Annotated in this window: 19 protein-coding genes; 12 read left to right on the top strand and 7 right to left on the bottom strand. The window is 65.7% G+C overall.

Annotated elements, in window-relative coordinates; translation table 11 throughout:
* Positions 1-23: 23 nt before the first annotated feature.
* Complete coding sequence (locus ACODT5_RS09555) at positions 24-1,460, top strand: S41 family peptidase (RefSeq protein WP_422518745.1); 1,437 nt, start codon at positions 24-26, stop codon at positions 1,458-1,460.
* A gap of 28 nt (positions 1,461-1,488) precedes the next feature.
* On the opposite strand, the gene ligD is transcribed toward ACODT5_RS09555, so the two are convergent.
* Complete coding sequence (ligD, locus tag ACODT5_RS09560; RefSeq protein ID WP_422518746.1) at positions 1,489-2,508, bottom strand: non-homologous end-joining DNA ligase; 1,020 nt, start codon at positions 2,506-2,508, stop codon at positions 1,489-1,491.
* Between the two features lie 75 nt (positions 2,509-2,583).
* On the opposite strand from ligD, the gene ACODT5_RS09565 reads away from it, so the two are divergent.
* The 9 genes from ACODT5_RS09565 to ACODT5_RS09605 all read left to right on the top strand — a co-directional run bounded on the left by ACODT5_RS09565 (position 2,584) and on the right by ACODT5_RS09605 (position 7,728).
* Positions 2,584-3,675: an ATP-dependent DNA ligase gene (locus ACODT5_RS09565; protein WP_422518747.1), complete on the top strand. Its 1,092-nt coding sequence runs from the start codon at positions 2,584-2,586 to the stop codon at positions 3,673-3,675.
* A 109-nt stretch (positions 3,676-3,784) separates the two neighbouring features.
* Positions 3,785-3,976 carry a hypothetical protein gene (locus tag ACODT5_RS09570; RefSeq protein WP_422518748.1) on the top strand — a complete coding sequence of 64 codons (192 nt, stop codon included), beginning with the start codon at positions 3,785-3,787 and terminating at the stop codon, positions 3,974-3,976.
* Positions 3,963-4,481, top strand: coding sequence for a DUF6879 family protein (locus ACODT5_RS09575; RefSeq protein WP_422518749.1), 519 nt, complete (start codon positions 3,963-3,965; stop codon positions 4,479-4,481). The genes ACODT5_RS09570 and ACODT5_RS09575 overlap by 14 nt, the downstream gene beginning before the upstream one ends.
* The gene (locus tag ACODT5_RS09580) at positions 4,481-5,311 is read left to right on the top strand and encodes a helix-turn-helix domain-containing protein (protein WP_422518750.1); all 831 of its coding nucleotides are present in this window, start codon (positions 4,481-4,483) and stop codon (positions 5,309-5,311) included. The genes ACODT5_RS09575 and ACODT5_RS09580 overlap by 1 nt, the downstream gene beginning before the upstream one ends.
* A 280-nt stretch (positions 5,312-5,591) precedes the next feature.
* Entirely contained in the window at positions 5,592-5,816 is a 225-nt protein-coding gene (locus ACODT5_RS09585) for a hypothetical protein (protein WP_422518751.1), read from the top strand.
* 52 nt (positions 5,817-5,868) lie between these two features.
* Positions 5,869-6,093 carry a DUF397 domain-containing protein gene (locus ACODT5_RS09590; RefSeq protein ID WP_422518752.1) on the top strand — a complete coding sequence of 75 codons (225 nt, stop codon included), beginning with the start codon at positions 5,869-5,871 and terminating at the stop codon, positions 6,091-6,093.
* A 77-nt stretch (positions 6,094-6,170) separates the two neighbouring features.
* Complete coding sequence (locus tag ACODT5_RS09595) at positions 6,171-6,644, top strand: hypothetical protein (RefSeq protein WP_422518753.1); 474 nt, start codon at positions 6,171-6,173, stop codon at positions 6,642-6,644.
* Between the two features lie 386 nt (positions 6,645-7,030).
* On the top strand, positions 7,031-7,249 hold the full coding sequence (locus ACODT5_RS09600) for a hypothetical protein (RefSeq protein ID WP_422518754.1): 219 nt from the start codon (positions 7,031-7,033) through the stop codon (positions 7,247-7,249).
* Between the two features lie 83 nt (positions 7,250-7,332).
* Positions 7,333-7,728, top strand: a complete 396-nt coding sequence (locus ACODT5_RS09605; RefSeq protein WP_422518755.1) for a hypothetical protein — start codon at positions 7,333-7,335, stop codon at positions 7,726-7,728.
* 732 nt (positions 7,729-8,460) lie between these two features.
* Here the strand turns inward: ACODT5_RS09605 and ACODT5_RS09610 are convergent.
* The 6 genes from ACODT5_RS09610 to ACODT5_RS09635 all read right to left on the bottom strand — a co-directional run bounded on the left by ACODT5_RS09610 (position 8,461) and on the right by ACODT5_RS09635 (position 13,736).
* Positions 8,461-8,907: a hypothetical protein gene (locus ACODT5_RS09610; RefSeq protein ID WP_422518756.1), complete on the bottom strand. Its 447-nt coding sequence runs from the start codon at positions 8,905-8,907 to the stop codon at positions 8,461-8,463.
* A 60-nt stretch (positions 8,908-8,967) separates the two neighbouring features.
* Positions 8,968-9,930, bottom strand: coding sequence for a major capsid protein (locus ACODT5_RS09615; RefSeq protein WP_422518757.1), 963 nt, complete (start codon positions 9,928-9,930; stop codon positions 8,968-8,970).
* A 110-nt stretch (positions 9,931-10,040) separates the two neighbouring features.
* Complete coding sequence (locus tag ACODT5_RS09620; protein WP_422518758.1) at positions 10,041-10,373, bottom strand: helix-turn-helix domain-containing protein; 333 nt, start codon at positions 10,371-10,373, stop codon at positions 10,041-10,043.
* A gap of 1,131 nt (positions 10,374-11,504) precedes the next feature.
* The gene (locus tag ACODT5_RS09625) at positions 11,505-11,930 is read right to left on the bottom strand and encodes a hypothetical protein (RefSeq protein ID WP_422518759.1); all 426 of its coding nucleotides are present in this window, start codon (positions 11,928-11,930) and stop codon (positions 11,505-11,507) included.
* The gene (locus ACODT5_RS09630) at positions 11,927-12,106 is read right to left on the bottom strand and encodes a hypothetical protein (protein WP_422518760.1); all 180 of its coding nucleotides are present in this window, start codon (positions 12,104-12,106) and stop codon (positions 11,927-11,929) included. Before ACODT5_RS09630 ends, ACODT5_RS09625 begins: the two co-directional genes overlap by 4 nt.
* Before the next feature lie 118 nt (positions 12,107-12,224).
* Positions 12,225-13,736, bottom strand: coding sequence for a recombinase family protein (locus ACODT5_RS09635; protein WP_422518761.1), 1,512 nt, complete (start codon positions 13,734-13,736; stop codon positions 12,225-12,227).
* A 46-nt stretch (positions 13,737-13,782) separates the two neighbouring features.
* On the opposite strand from ACODT5_RS09635, the gene ACODT5_RS09640 reads away from it, so the two are divergent.
* Both ACODT5_RS09640 and ACODT5_RS09645 read left to right on the top strand, forming a co-directional pair.
* Entirely contained in the window at positions 13,783-13,971 is a 189-nt protein-coding gene (locus tag ACODT5_RS09640) for a hypothetical protein (protein WP_422519666.1), read from the top strand.
* The gene (locus ACODT5_RS09645; RefSeq protein WP_422518762.1) at positions 13,968-14,456 is read left to right on the top strand and encodes a nucleotide triphosphate diphosphatase NUDT15; all 489 of its coding nucleotides are present in this window, start codon (positions 13,968-13,970) and stop codon (positions 14,454-14,456) included. Before ACODT5_RS09640 ends, ACODT5_RS09645 begins: the two co-directional genes overlap by 4 nt.

Genomic DNA, 14,456 nt, shown 5'->3' on the forward strand with positions numbered 1-14,456 from the left:
CTTCGGCGAACGGGGACAGCACGATGACCGGTACAGGCACGCACACACAGGCACGCACGGGCACGGGCACGCACCGGCGCGCGGCCGCGGCGGCGCTGCTCCTCGCCCTCGTGGTCACCACCGCCGGCCCCGCCGCCGCGGCCACCGCCACCGCGGGCCGCCCGCCCGCCGGGCCGGTCGGGATCTGGCAGCTCGACGGCTACGGCACCGTGCTCCGCGTGGAGTCAGGACGGCTCCAGGAGTACCAGGTCACCGGAATCAGCTGCCTGCCCGGCGCGAGTGCGCGGCGGGTACCGGACAGCGGGAGCGCCGCCGCCTTCCGCTACGCCACCGAGGACGGCGAGGTCCTCACCGTGCGCCCCGGATCGGTGCACGTCGAGGGCTCGGTCGGCGACCGCGCGACCCGCCGCCTCGCCGCCCTGCCCGAGCGGTGCCGCGAGGCCCAGGAGCCCGGCCCTGCCGCGGACCCGGTCGCCACCTTCGACGTGTTCTGGCAGACCTTCGCGGAGAACTACCCCTTCTTCGCCGCCAAGGGCGTCGACTGGAACGCCGTGCGCGAGAGCCACCGTCCCCGCGTGCACTCCGGCACCACCGAGGACGAACTCTTCGCCGTCTTCAAGGAGATGCTCGCCCCCCTGCACGACGCACACGTCCACCTCTTCGGCGACGGCCGGTTCTTCGGCGAGGTCCGCCCGGGCACCGAAATGCCGACCCTCGAACTCGAGACCCGCGTCAAGGCCTACATCCAGGAGGTGGACCTCGGCGGACACGCCCCGCAGGAGTTCGCCCAGGGCCGCATCTCCTACGCCGAACTCCCCGACGGCCGCGGCTACCTGCGCCTCTCAGGCTTCGGCGGCTACACCGAGAGCGGCGACTTCGCCTCCGAGAGCGCCGAGCTCGACCGCGTCCTGGAGAGCGTCTTCACCGCCGAGCGCACCGCCCGCCTGCGCGGCCTGGTCATCGACCTGCGGATCAACGGCGGCGGCTCCCACGAGCTGGGCCTGCGCCTGGCCGCCCGCCTCACGGACCGCCCGTACTTCGCCTACGCCAAGCGCGTGCGCAACGACCCCGCCGACGCGACCCGGTTCACCCGCCCGCAGCCCCTCTACGTCCAGCCCGCGCGCGGACCCCGCTACACCGGGCCGATCGCCGTGCTCACCGGCGGCTCCACCGTGAGCGCGGGCGAGACCTTCACCCAGGCCCTCATGGAGCGTCCGGGCAGGACGGTGCGCATCGGCCGGCCGACCCAGGGGGTCTTCTCCGACGTCCTGGGCCGCATCCTCCCCAACGGCTGGGAACTCGGCCTGCCCAACGAGCAGTTCCTGACCCGCACCGGGAAGACCTTCGACGGTCCGGGCATCCCGGTCGACGTCACCACCCCCGTCTTCACGCAGGAGGAGTTCGACGCACACCGCGACTCCGCCTTCACCGCCGCCCTGCGCCGCCTTCCCCGGGCCTAGGCCGTCTCCGGGGTCCGTGGAACTCCCGTCAGTCCTCGTGCTTCGCACGGCTCGGCTGGACCCGCTTGGGTTCGCCCGGCATCTTCGGATAGTCCGGCGGGTACGGCATGTCGCCGAGGCCGTGGTCGTGCTCGTGCCGGTCGGCCAGTTCCAGCGCGGCGTCCAGGGCGAAGGCATGATCGTCCATGTCCGCGTGCAGATCGCCCAGTTCGGCGAAGCGGGCCGGCATCGTCACGATGTCGAAGTCGCGCGGCTCCGCCTCGTCCAGCTCGTCCCAGCGCAGCGGCGCGGAGACCGGGGCGTGCGGGCGAGAGCGGATGGAGTAGGCCGAGGCGATGGTGCGGTCGCGCGCCGTCTGGTTGTAGTCGACGAAGATCCGCTCGCCGCGCTCCTCCTTCCACCAGGCGGTGGTGACCTTCCCCGGCATCCGGCGCTCCAGGTCCCGGCCGATGGCGATGGCGCACCTGCGGACCTCCGTGAAGGTCCAGCGCGGCGCGATCGGCACGAACACGTGCAGGCCCCGGCCCCCCGAGGTCTTGGGCCAGCCACGCAGACCCAACTCCTCCAGCAGGACGCGCAGTTCGTGGGCGACCGTGACCGCGTGGTGGTAGTCGGTGCCCGGCTGCGGGTCCAGGTCGATGCGCAGCTCGTCGGGACGGTCGGTGTCCGCCCGCCGGACCGGCCAGGGGTGGAAGGTGAGGCACCCCAGGTTGGCGGCCCACAGGACGGCGGCCGGCTCGGTCGGGCAGATCTCGTCGGCGGTGCGGCCGCTCGGGAAGGCGATGTGGGCGGTGGGGATCCAGTCGGGCAGGTTCTTCGGGGCCCGCTTCTGGAAGAAGGACTCGCCCTCCACCCCGTCCGGGAACCGCTCCAGGGTCGTGGGCCGGTCCCGCAGGGCGCGGGTGATCCCGTCCGCGACCGCGAGGTAGTAGGCGGCCACGTCCCCCTTGGTGAGGCCGCGCTCGGGGAAGTACACCTTGTCCGGGCTGGACAGCCGGACGGCCCGGCCGCCCACCTCCAGCTCGATCGCTTTGCCCGCTGCACCCATGTGCGCCACGGTAGGCGGACCCGCGCGGCCCCGCACACCGAGCGGGCCCGGGCCCGGCGCCCCAGAATCGGAGACATGGATCTGCCGGTCATGCCACCCGTGAAGCCGATGCTCGCCAAATCCGTGTCCGCGATCCCACCGGGCATGCAGTACGAGGGCAAGTGGGACGGCTTCCGCGCGATCGTCCACCGGGACGGGGCCGAGATCGAGCTCGGCAGCCGCACCGGAAAGAGCCTGACCAGGTACTTTCCCGAGCTGGTGGAAGCGCTGAAGGCCAATCTTCCCGACCGCTGCGTGGTCGACGGGGAGATCGTCGTCATCCAGGGCGGGCGGCTCGATTTCGACCGGCTCAGCGAGCGGATCCATCCCGCGGCCTCCCGGGTGAAGCTGCTCGCCGAGACGACCCCGGCCTCGTTCGTGGCCTTCGACCTGCTCGCGCTGGGCGACGAAGCCCTCCTCGACGCGCCGCTCACCGTCCGCCGTGCCGCCCTGACCAGCATGCTCTCCACCGCTCGGCCCCCCGTACACCTCGCACCCGCGACCACCGACCCCGTGCTCGCGCGGGAGTGGTTCGAACGATTCGAAGGCGCCGGGCTCGACGGGGTCGTCGCCAAACCCCTCGATCTCCCCTACCGGCCCGATGCCCGCCTCATGTTCAAGATCAAGCACGAGCGTACGGCCGACGTCGTCATCGCGGGTTTCCGTTTCCACAAGAGCGGTCCGATTGTCGGATCGCTGCTCCTGGGGCTGTACGACGCCCACGGCACCCTCCAGCACGTGGGCGTCTGCGCCGCCTTCCCGATGAAGCGCCGGGCCGAGCTGATCGACGAGCTCGAACCGCTCCGGATGCCCGACCCCGAGGGGCACCCGTGGGCCGCCTGGGCCGAGGAGTCCGCGCACGAGAGCGCCCGGCTGCCCGGGGCGCAGAGCCGCTGGACGGGAAAGAAGGACCTGTCCTGGGTGCCGCTGCGCCCCGAGTGGGTCTGCGAGGTCGCGTACGACACCCTTACCAACAGCGTAGACGGTGGCGAAGGAGGAAGGTTCCGGCACACGGCCCGGTGGCGCCGCTGGCGGCCCGACCGCACCCCCGAGAGCTGCACCTACGACCAGCTTGAGGAAGTGGTGGGCTACGACCTGGACGAGGTGTTGGGCATCAAGAACAGCTAGACACGACCGGTTTCCCGTTCTCTCAACTGTGATCGCTTGACCCTGAGGTCATCCACTCGGGAGCATCAAACGCGGCACTCCGCCGCGCGGGAGAGGGGAACCGGAAGCCATGAAGGTGACCAAGCTGATCAGCACCTGTGACATCAAGGACTGCCCGACGATCTACGCGACCGACCGGGGCACGTTCCTTGTTCAGGGTGAGACGCCAACTGACCACGGCCTCAAGATTCCCGCTCACGAAACCGTCGTGGAGATCCCCGTCGAGCTGATCAAGAAGGCCATCGCCGATGGCCTCATCTAGCACCCTCGCCGAACTCTTCGAGCGGTTCCAGCACGAAGCCTTCCGCCTGGAGACCCTGGACGACTACAGCAGCTCAGGAAACGTGGACGCCTACCGGGCCTTCCAGGCCGGTCAGCCGCAGCCCGAGGGCTACAACGCCGCATGGGTCGCGGAGCTGCGCGGCCTCGCCCACGAGGGCAAGCGGGTGTATCGCGTGCACGTCCTCCGGCGACCGCTCACGGAGTACCTCCGCTTCGAACTGGGATGGGGCTACCGGACGAACATGACCGGCGGGGAAGAGTTCTTCATCCTCGACGTCACGGACGCTCCCAACCCCCTCGAAGGCGTCCCGGACTTCTGGCTCTTCGACTCCACGGACACGGCCGTCATGAGCTACGACGACCACGGCGCCTACCAGGGAGCTCAGGTACTGCCCGCGACAGAGGCTGACCGCTTCGTCGCCTACCGGGAACTGGCACTCGCCCACGCGGAGCCGTTCACCGACTGGTGGGCCAAGTACGGCTAGTGAACAAAGCACAGCTTGGGGCCGCGCTGCGGGCACTGCGAGAGGCATCCGGGAAGGAAGCCAAGGCAGTAGCCCGTAGCGCCCTCATGTCCCCGTCCAAGCTCTCCAAGATTGAGAACGCCAACCTCCTCCCGAGCGCCACCGACGTGGAACGCATCCTCACCGCCATAGGCGTCTCGGACGCCATCAAGGCCGAGTACACGGAAGCCGCCCGCGCCGCCACCACGGAGGCCACCGCGTGGCGGCTTCTCAAGCGAGCCGGCATTCACAAGGGCCAGCAGGCGGCGAAGGCTCTGGAAGCGCAGATGGCCGTACTGCGGCTGTTCCAGCCTGCCCTAGTCCCCGGGCTGCTCCAGACACCCGAGTACATCCGGGCCATCCTCCAACGCCACGACCTGAGCGAGGACGCCCTCACCCGAACCATCAGCGGACGCCTTGAGCGTCAAGCCGTGCTGTTCGACAGCAAGAAGAAGCTCCGCTTCGTCATCACCGAATCCGTGCTCCGGTGGCGGATCGTGCCACCACAGATGATGGCCGCACAGCTCGACCGCATCGTCTCCGTGTCCCGTCTGGCGCACGTGGACATCAGGGTCGTACCGCTGTCCGCCCCGCAGACGGACATCGCGAACCACGCCTTCGTTGTCCGTGACGATCGGATGGTGACCGTCGAAACCGTCCACGCCGAGATAGTCGTAACGGACCCACGAGACGTTGAAATGTACGTCCGCAAGTTCGAAGGGTTCGAGCAAGTCGCCCTGTCCGGCGACGGAATGCGGACCCTCGTCGAGAGCATCCGAGACGGATTCTTGACGGAACAGGAAACAGGCTAGGAACGCCTATCCCTGCTGGTCACTATTGCTGCCAACGCAGCGACGGCGACCGCGAGGGGTGCGACATGGCAAGGGCGAAGAAGACAGAAGCCCCGAAGCTTGATCGGGACGAGTGGGAGTACCTGACCTTCGCCCCCGGTAACGAGTGCTCTGCCTGCAAGCGCAAGGTTGAGCCGCTCGAACCTGTCCGCCGGGCAGCCATTGACCGCACGTCCGGTGCGCCCGCCGCCGTCAGCTACAGGCACAACAAGTGCCCGGGCCCACGGACGGTGGCCGCCTGATGGAGATGCAGGTATGGCGGGACGGCCGTACGCGGGCCACCGACGCCGCCGAATCCTTCCGGGCAGCCCTTGCTGCCCTTGACATCCCAGAGGCCGCATGGAGCGGCATACGGCCCACGGTCACCTACAACGGCCTCCCGTACGTCCACCTGGGGATGCTCCCGGCTGACGTGGTGGAGCGCATAGCCGAGACCCTCAGGGTCACGAAGACTTCCGCCCACTGAGGGGCGGGAGACGGCCTCGATGAGGGCCGTCAGTAGATCAGGAAGGGCAACGATGACCGACCTGTACGCGCTCAACATCGACACCGCCTCCTTCTCGAAGGCGTGTGGAGGCAGCACCCACCCGGACGGCGAGGCATGCGTGACCCTCGCCAAGATCGGCCCCGACGCGTGGGCCCTGGGTGACAGCAAGCGGCCGGATGTGCAGCCGCTGCGCTTCACCACGGAGGAGCTGAACGCGGCGGGTATCAACCCCGTGCGCTTCGACCTCTCCGCGTAGGCACCACCTGAACTGACGGCCCTGCCCTCTTCGCCGACGGGTGGGGCCGTCGTCATTCCCAGGATCGGAGCAGGGCAGTGCACCACCACGGCTACGCATGGCTCGGAGAGAAGAAGGACTTCGACAAGGAAGGGGTTCGACACCCTCCGGGGCTGCCTCCGACCGCTGGCAGCCCACAAGAGGTCATCGACCGATACCGGCAAGCTGTTGCCGAATTCCCAAGCTCCGGCATGCCGCCGATCCAGACAGCACACTGGCTGATGAAGCCCGCTTCTCTGGTGCGTGGAACGTGGGAGGAGCCGAAGGAGGCCGGCGAATGGCTTGGCCTCCAACTCGCGGAGTTCGCGCCACGGTTCGCCTCATCTCAAGACGCGGATGCAACCCGGCTAGTGGTCCTGGTGAAGTCCGCTGTCGAGCGACTGGCGTGGGGTGGGGATGTATCCCTGGGCCACTACATCAAGGGGACCGTATTCCACTCCGTCGCCGTCGTGGCCTGCTCCCCGAACCGAGATGAACCCCACCTGTCCTGTCCGCTCACAAGGAAGAGTTGAGGGAGGGGCATTCGGAACATCGCACGTCAGGCCCTCTGCCACCTGAGCCTTTGCGTACCCAACTCGAAACAGGAAAGAGCCCAGCCCCTCGAAGGGAGCAGGGGCTTCGTCACGGATGCTGCGGCCACCTTGAGACAGAGGCTTGATGTGGTCTACAGCGTCGCCCGCGTCGTAGCAGGGCAGCCCGGTGTCATAGCAGATGCGGACACAGAGCCCGTTGTCTCGGCTCCACACGGCCTTGCGTACAGCCGAAGGCCAGTCTCCGGGACGGGGCCCGGAGCGGGAGCCCCAGCGGTGGGTACTCGGGTTGTTGGACTGATGAGGCACGGTTGTTTCTCCTTCAAGGTCGGGATGCGGGTGCGCCGCCCCCGCCTGAGGCTGGGGTCATGCAGAGGCGCGTAGTCGTGTATCCGCCGGACAAACGCGGGTGGCGGAAGGTCCGGTACGACGGGCAGATCCTCGGGACCGCCTACCAGGCGAGTGACGTGGTCGAGTTCCTGCGGGAGGCCGGCCACCCTGACCCGGACGCCGTGAACCTCACGGACGAAGCGCTCTTCGAGTGGCGCGGGGGAGGCCCGGACACGTGGGCGGAGTTGCCGCCGTGACCGGGTCGCCCTTTTTGTTGTTCGCACGGTGGGGGAGTCTCATCGGTGAGACGCTGGAAGCCCTGAACGATCGGAGCAGTGACATGGTGGAGAATCAGCAATCGGAGCCATCGGAAGGCCTGGTGCCTGCCACGCTCAGCGGGACGAACCAGATCCTTGCCCCCGCGCTGAGTCCGACGGACCCTAATACTGGCGCGTTGGAGGGCGTGGGGCCGGGCACAAACTCCATCGTCAATGGCCTACTGCCTTCCACGGCCGGGGACGATTTGGGCAAGACGGTGGATAACCTCCTTGGCAGCCTGGGGGCCGGGGGGACCGGCTTGGGCGACACGGTGAATGGTCTCCTCGCCAGCCTTGGCCTGGCCCCGGACCCCTCGCGACGCGCCGACGAGCAGATGAAGGCTGCGGTGGCGAGCGCGTTGGCGAAGCTGGTGGAGGCTGCGGCGGCGGCGAAGGCGAAGGTGGAGGCGGAGTCCTAGCCTCTCCGTGGCGAAGCCCCTCTTCGGAGGGGCTTTTTCGTGATCCAAGTCACTCACCCTGTGTTACTGCGGGGCTACGGCTCATGTTGGTAACCCCGGGCCAAGGCCGGCTGCTATCACTGCGCGGCTGGGGTTCTTGGTGATCAAGGGGGCACCCCCCACCCCTTGCCCTAGTCGGGGACATGTGAGGCGAGTCAACGACGATGCGTTGGTTATCGCATTTGAATCACGTTTCAATGCGTTGCTTTTAACGCTTCGCTTCAATGAATCGTTTGATTGTTGTTTGTTTCATTGATTCAGTGAGCGTGTGTGCCTACGCCTACCCCTATGCACTACCCATGCCCTATAGGGATAGGGGTGTGTGTATGGGGTGCTGTACAGGTGGGCCCGTATGCGTGACGCTATGTGCGTTCAATCGCTGAATGTCTTCTTGAGCTGTTAGCGCGTGATTCACTGAACAGCTGATGGCGTACGTTCCATATCACCTTTCACCATTTCCAGAGATCGTCTGGCATTTCGGCAATCCTATCCGAAGGTGTGGCCCGAGCGTCCAGTAGGGGCACGAGTCGCACTAGGAACGTCTCTCTGGTCGCATCATCGGCCCGAATGGCATGCTTATACTCGGCGCGCCACTTGTTGCAGATATAGGAGCAACAGCGGCTCTGATTACTGCTACGGCCCGGCCACTCAAAGTGGCACCCAGGGCGACGGCAAGTTGTCCGATAGTGACTGTTATGCATTACGGAGAGCCCCACGCGGGTTGGTGGGCTTGCGCTCCCCGGTAAGCAAGCCAGACAGGTTTCCTATACGCGGTGCGGGCTCCCACCCTCCAGTAGGTGCGAGTTTGGCAGGACTGGCTAGGGCGGGTGTCGGTGCCGTAAGAGCGGCAAGCGAACGAGCCTGCTCCTCAATCTTTCCTTCATCGAACTCGGTAATCAGATCCAATGCGCCCGAAGGGAGGTCGTACTTATCTGCGGCGGCCTTCCTGGCGTCCTGAGTGGACCAGTTGTCAAACTGATATTCCAGGCTGCGAAGCTCGGCTGTGCGAGCCTCGTAGAGGGCCTTGTAGTCCTCCCCGCTATTCGATGAACTCTCAGTGCCGGCGGACGGGTTTACCTCCACAGGGCCCATTGCTTCACGGGCCTGCTCGGCTTGCTCCATCACCTTGTCGATATCCACGCCTTCTATCCCTTCTGTGTCGAGAAAAGGGGCCCCGCGGAACGGGGCCCCGTAAACGTCTTACTGCTTGCGCCCCGGAGTATCCTCCGCGAACTTGATGCCCACAGAACGAGTCGCATCCAGAATGGCGCCACCGGCGAAGGTGTCGATCGAGTCCACGTTAGAGAACTCGTCGTGAACCCACGACACGGAATAGCGCATCACGTAACCGTCCTCGGCCACACGCTTGCCTACCTCGGCCTCCCGGGCCTGTGGGACAGAGTTCACCAGGGCTAAGGATTCCTTAGTGAAAGCGCATGCACCCTCGACATACGTCGAAAGGTAAATGTCAAAGCCAAGGAATCGGCCAACATGGTTGTCGGCAGGGCCCACGGCGCCATCCGACAGGATGACGCTAGAACCGGACTGGTCCGCGAGAACAAATTCGTTCGTGTTCTGGAGCAGCTGCATGAACTCGGAGTCGATAACGAGAACTCGGCCGGTGAGGCCAACCTTGTTGTCGGTCATCGTCTTCGCCACGGCGGTCAGGGCAGTCCGCAGCGAATCCGCGTCAGCCTCCTTCTTCAGCTCGACAGCCTTCGGGACGGTCTGACCCTGGCCATCCTTGACAGTGCCGTCAGAGTCGATGACCTTCTGAATCAGGGCAGCCGCATAGTCCTCCATGCCATCCGTCACAGCATCAAGGGCAGGCTTAATGACCTGTACCGAGTAGGACTCGATATCCAGAGTCGCATCCCAAGAGTCAGTCTTCACACCCTCATACAGATGCTTGTCGATAATGACCGGGATCAGCTTCTCGTCAAGGTTGGTCCACGTAGCCTTCTTACCTCGCTCCAGGCTCTTAGCCTTAAGAATGGAAGGTACCCGAACGTCCACGGTCGAGCCACAGCCGGCCATGAAATCGCCGGTGACATCCCGGTACATCAGTCCGGGAAGTACGACCTTCTTGCGAAGGGCCACGAGAGCGTTAGTGGCGATGGCATCTACGATGCCAACCTTATTGGTGCCAGTCGAGATAGACATAAGCATTGCTCCTTAAATGAGGAAGGTCGCCATGGCGGCGGCCGTGAAACAGTGGATGGCGGTGAAGATGAGTAGGCCGTCAGGGACGGCCCTAAAGTGTGCGGCCAAGGTCATCGCTTGACGCGCTCGGCCAGCTCCGCAGCCTCGGCGCCGGTAGCGGTAAGAAAGTGACCTTCCTGCTCTCCGAGGGTGTGGCGCTGGCGGGTAATCTCGGCGGCCGTAAGCTCGCCATGGAAATCCTCCGGGCAGTCGGCCATGAGGTCGCTAAACGGGATTCGGAGGGCACGGCACAGCTTGAGATAGTTCTCAAGGCTGATGCGTCGTTCCCCGGCTTCCCAACGCCACAGGGCGGACTCAGAGGCGCCCATTCGCTTAGCGGTGTAAGCTACGGTCCAGCCGTTCGCGTGGCGCTTGGCGCGCGCCTTAGTCAGGTCGATATTCACAACGTGGTCTCCAATCGTCTTGACGGTCGTCAAGTTGGTGGGCAATGAAAAAGGACCCGCTAGCTAGCGGGTCCAGTTTCCGTAATAGATGTCTCGGAACGTTCCATCGTGGTGCTCAGGCATTGCTGTCCTTCCTCTTGGTGCACTTCTCGATCCAACGGAGTCGGAGGAGCGTCTTACGTTCGCTCGGCGGCAGCTCCCAAAGGGGAGTCTTGAGATCCATGAAGTAAGCCTTCCTGTCGGGTTTCTACGCCCGCGCTACGCGGTCGCCGGCACTGGGGCGCCCGGGGCGCCCGGACGGGTCGTAAATCGCCTTCCAGCCGTTCGCGGCGACTATGTGAGGAAAGGTCTCCACGATCGACCCACAGAGGCGGCAAGGTGGGTTGATGCGGGAGAATCCGAGCTGATGCCCGTAAGCAGCCTGTCCGGCGCATGCCTGGCAGATTCCCGCCCGCGCATACGCTGCCTTGACCTGCTCCCACCTCCGCGCCTGTCGCGGGCTCTCAGGGTCCTCACACACGAGCTGTTTCATCCATACCGCCAATCTCAGGACCGGCTTACTCCGGTCCACTAACGGGGTGCGACCTGCACCCCTCTGATCATCCACTTGCCACATGGCAAGTGGATGGGGAAATGAAAGAACCCCTTAGCTCCTTGGCCAAGGGGTTCGGTGTCCTGATTCACTAAGTACATAACCGAGTGGTTTGGGATTTACCTGCAATGTGAGTGGTGATCTCCACCACCCCATCTTCGCTTATTACATAGATGGCCAACCCTGGAACCTGGGCAAGGTTCCGGCATGGCCTCGGTCACTGAGTACGTCGTTCGCTTGCTCTGGATAGGCCTTGCCCCGTAGATGCGGTAACCGACCCCACCACTCCCGCTTGGCGCTCCCGTGGTGAAACGACAAAGACCCCGACCCCCAAGGGAGGGGGCTAGGGTCTGTCATTTGGCTAAGGGTCGTACTGGGCTGATCTTCGTAGGCCCACCGGAGAAGATTAGGGACTCCGGATGGCCTCCGCCCCTTCCTCGGGACTAGGCCAAGCTCCCTCCTCGGTCGCCTGTCCCCTCATAGAGAAGGGAATCTTCTACGGAGCCCAGTAACCCCAAGGATTTTTCTAGATCGTCTTCTCAAATGTGAGAACGGATGGATCGGGCCCAGTCGGCGCTGGTGACCGTGCCGGTCTCCATTTGCTTCGGGTCGAACCAGGTACCGTCCTCGTACCACTCGCCGTGGCAGCCAGGGGGGCAGGCGCGAGCCTGCCGCTTGCCGATCTCGTGATGCATCCACCCGGCATTGACCACGAGGGCCTGAGGGCTGCTCTCCGGCGCCAGGGCGCCCGCAGTGACCAACTTGGCTATGGAGCGGTACAGCGTCGCCGAGACTTGCCCTGTGGCCTTGACTGCATCGCTCACGGTGGCGTGGTGGACGTGGCCGACTGAGTTCATGTTGTTGGCGGCATGCATGAAGAGCTGGAAGTCCGCAGACAAGGCTTCCTTGCGGTCCGTGGCCTGCGCGGGTTTGGGGAACTTCCACTTGGCGAAGAGTCGGCTCACTGCGCCCCCTCCTCGGTGATCGCGTACCAGGTGCCGTCCGCAGCGTCCACGTCCGGGCCGACGTGGTGCGCATGGCGCAGCTCCTCAGCCTGGGCCTGGGACAGGCCCGAGTGGAACACGGTGCCGGTGTTGCCTACGGTGGCGCTACGCACCTTGTGGTGATTGTCCAGGGGCACTACTGCTTCTTTCCGGTCGCCTCAATGCCGGGCCATCGTCCCTCGCGTCGCGGTGGTGGCTACGCCGCGAAGGTCCCGGCCGGCCAGGACCAAAGGCTCTTACGAGGCGTCAGGTGGATCATGCAGCCTTGGACGCCTTCGCAGGTCCGGACGGAGTCCGCCCTCTTGGCTTCTCCAACAACTGCCAGCGCAACCAACCGGAGGGCGCCTCAACCCTCAGCCGTCCTGTACCGATTCCCTTCGGCTTCCTCGTATCGACGTAGATCTTGACCCCGATACGGCGAAGCTCCGCCCCCTGCTCACCAAGGGTGGCCCGCTTCCAAAAGTCGCGGTAGGTCTCGCCTGTAGGAATCCACGCTTCGCCCTGCGGAACGATCGGCTCTGCCTCCAGCTCCCGAAGCTTGCCCCTCAGCTCCCCCAGACGCCGCCTGTAACCGTCCCGGTCGTCCTCCCAGTCCCCGTCTTCATCCTGGCGCCGTAGACGGCTGATGCGGGCCTTCAAGCCATTGATCTCAGGTGTGTAGTCCACACCCGGAGTGACGTCGAGAACGTGCCGCTCCACTCCCGAGCCCATCAGCCGCATGTAGGCGTTGATCACTTCCCACACCTCAGTGGCTGCGAGCGTCTTAACCGGGCAGTTCAACGTGTTGCAGTGGTAGCGGCCGAGATGCGGCCTTCCGTCCGCATAGTCCGGCTGCGGCAGGAAGTGAAACTTCTTATCGCACTCAACGCACCAGATAACGTCAGCGAGAGGGTTAGCGTTAGCGCGTGGCGGCTTAATACTCCGAGCTCGCGCCTTTAGCTCTTTCTGTACTTGCTGGAATATGCCCATCGCCACCAGCGGCTTAGCCCTTACGTTCCCGTGGCTATCCTCCCCGAGGAGGTTCACGCGCGAGCCGAGCATGTTCTTGACGGTGCGGTGGTTCCACTGGCCCTTGCCCGTGGACGTGGGCACGTTGTGCTTGTCGAGCCAGGCAGCGATGCGGAGGTAGGACCAGCCACCCCTACCATCCTCCCCGAAGAGGAACATCTCGATCATCCAATGGATGACATCTACCGGGGACCAGGCCCTACGGTCGGCAACGGTGGAGAACAGCGGCACCGTGTCCGGGACGAGCCGCCAGTTCCCCTTACTGCTGCTGATCCGGTAGCCATACGGGATCGTTCCGCCATGCCAGCGGCCAGCCTCCCGGGCTCGCGCCCGCGAGTCCGCGTTCCGCTCCTGGATCGCCTCCCACTCCCAGCCGCCCACCATGGCCAGAAGCTCAGCGTGCGCCTTCCCTGCCTTCGTCCTCGTGTCAACGCCATCACCAGTGACCAGGAACTTGTTGTGTTCCTTGGCCCACTCGAAGAACAGGTAGATGTCCACGGGGCGGCGGGTGAGCCGGTCCATCTTCTGGACGGCGATGCCGTCGTACAGGTCCGGCTTCTTGAGCCACGGCCCGAGGTCCGGGCGGTCGAACAGGCGCACCTCACGGCCGGACACGTCCCGGTCCCGGGTGATCTCCACCAGGGTTCCGCGATGCCTGGCGGCTACGCTCTCTACATCCTTCTCCTGGCCGTCGAAGGAGTCAGACCAGTCCCGACCCTTCGACTCGCGCAGCGCCCCCAGCAGACGTACGTGGCCCATGTGCGGATCTTCCCTCCATGCCCCGGCTCCCGCCTCTCGGGAGCCGTTGGAAGGGGTCCTGTACGCGGTGGCCTACGACCACATGGAGGGCGACCGGTTCCGGCACACCGCGCAGTTCCGCCGCATGCGGCCGGACCGGGAGCCGCGGAGCTGCACGTACGCCCAGTTGGAGGAGGTCGTAGGCTACGACCTCGCCGCGGTGCTGGCGCCCCGATCCACCCAAGGAAGCCCATGAGTACGGAAACCGGCGAAGCCACCGGGCGCGCCGTCCCCCGCCCCCACGCCGTCGTCGGAGTCGGCGTGGTCGTGGTCGGCCACGACGGCCGGGTGCTGCTCGGCCAGGCGCACGACGGGCGCTGGGAACTGCCCGGCGGCAAGGTCGACCCCGGCGAGGGCTTCGAGCAGGCCGCCGCCCGCGAACTGGCCGAGGAGACCGCACTGCGGGCCGCCCCGGAGGACATCCGGATCGTTTCCGTCCTGCTCGACGCCGACTCGGGCCTGACCCAGCTGACGGCCGCGGCCGTCACCTCGGCAGCCGAGGGCACCGCCACGGTCACCGAGCCGCACAAGATCGCCCGCTGGTCCTGGTTCGCCCCGGCCGAGATCCCGGCGGCCCTCTACGCCCCGTCCGCGGCGGCCCTGCGCGCCTGGCGGCCCGAACTCACCCCGGCCCTTCCCCACGTGCCCTCGTACGACTACCCGACGGCCACGACCCCGTGA

Origin of the sequence: Streptomyces tatrensis, from assembly GCF_049310065.1 — a bacterium.
Taxonomy (GTDB): domain Bacteria; phylum Actinomycetota; class Actinomycetes; order Streptomycetales; family Streptomycetaceae; genus Streptomyces.

What these genes read in the sequence shown, in the direction of transcription:
- ACODT5_RS09555 (WP_422518745.1), top strand. Translation starts at nt 24, where the DNA reads ATGACCGGTACAGGCACGCACACACAGGCACGCACGGGCACGGGCACG.
- ligD (WP_422518746.1), bottom strand. Translation starts at nt 2,508, where the DNA reads ATGGGTGCAGCGGGCAAAGCGATCGAGCTGGAGGTGGGCGGCCGGGCC.
- ACODT5_RS09565 (WP_422518747.1), top strand. Translation starts at nt 2,584, where the DNA reads ATGGATCTGCCGGTCATGCCACCCGTGAAGCCGATGCTCGCCAAATCC.
- ACODT5_RS09570 (WP_422518748.1), top strand. Translation starts at nt 3,785, where the DNA reads ATGAAGGTGACCAAGCTGATCAGCACCTGTGACATCAAGGACTGCCCG.
- ACODT5_RS09575 (WP_422518749.1), top strand. Translation starts at nt 3,963, where the DNA reads ATGGCCTCATCTAGCACCCTCGCCGAACTCTTCGAGCGGTTCCAGCAC.
- ACODT5_RS09585 (WP_422518751.1), top strand. Translation starts at nt 5,592, where the DNA reads ATGGAGATGCAGGTATGGCGGGACGGCCGTACGCGGGCCACCGACGCC.
- ACODT5_RS09590 (WP_422518752.1), top strand. Translation starts at nt 5,869, where the DNA reads ATGACCGACCTGTACGCGCTCAACATCGACACCGCCTCCTTCTCGAAG.
- ACODT5_RS09600 (WP_422518754.1), top strand. Translation starts at nt 7,031, where the DNA reads ATGCAGAGGCGCGTAGTCGTGTATCCGCCGGACAAACGCGGGTGGCGG.
- ACODT5_RS09605 (WP_422518755.1), top strand. Translation starts at nt 7,333, where the DNA reads ATGGTGGAGAATCAGCAATCGGAGCCATCGGAAGGCCTGGTGCCTGCC.
- ACODT5_RS09615 (WP_422518757.1), bottom strand. Translation starts at nt 9,930, where the DNA reads ATGTCTATCTCGACTGGCACCAATAAGGTTGGCATCGTAGATGCCATC.
- ACODT5_RS09635 (WP_422518761.1), bottom strand. Translation starts at nt 13,736, where the DNA reads ATGGGCCACGTACGTCTGCTGGGGGCGCTGCGCGAGTCGAAGGGTCGG.
- ACODT5_RS09645 (WP_422518762.1), top strand. Translation starts at nt 13,968, where the DNA reads ATGAGTACGGAAACCGGCGAAGCCACCGGGCGCGCCGTCCCCCGCCCC.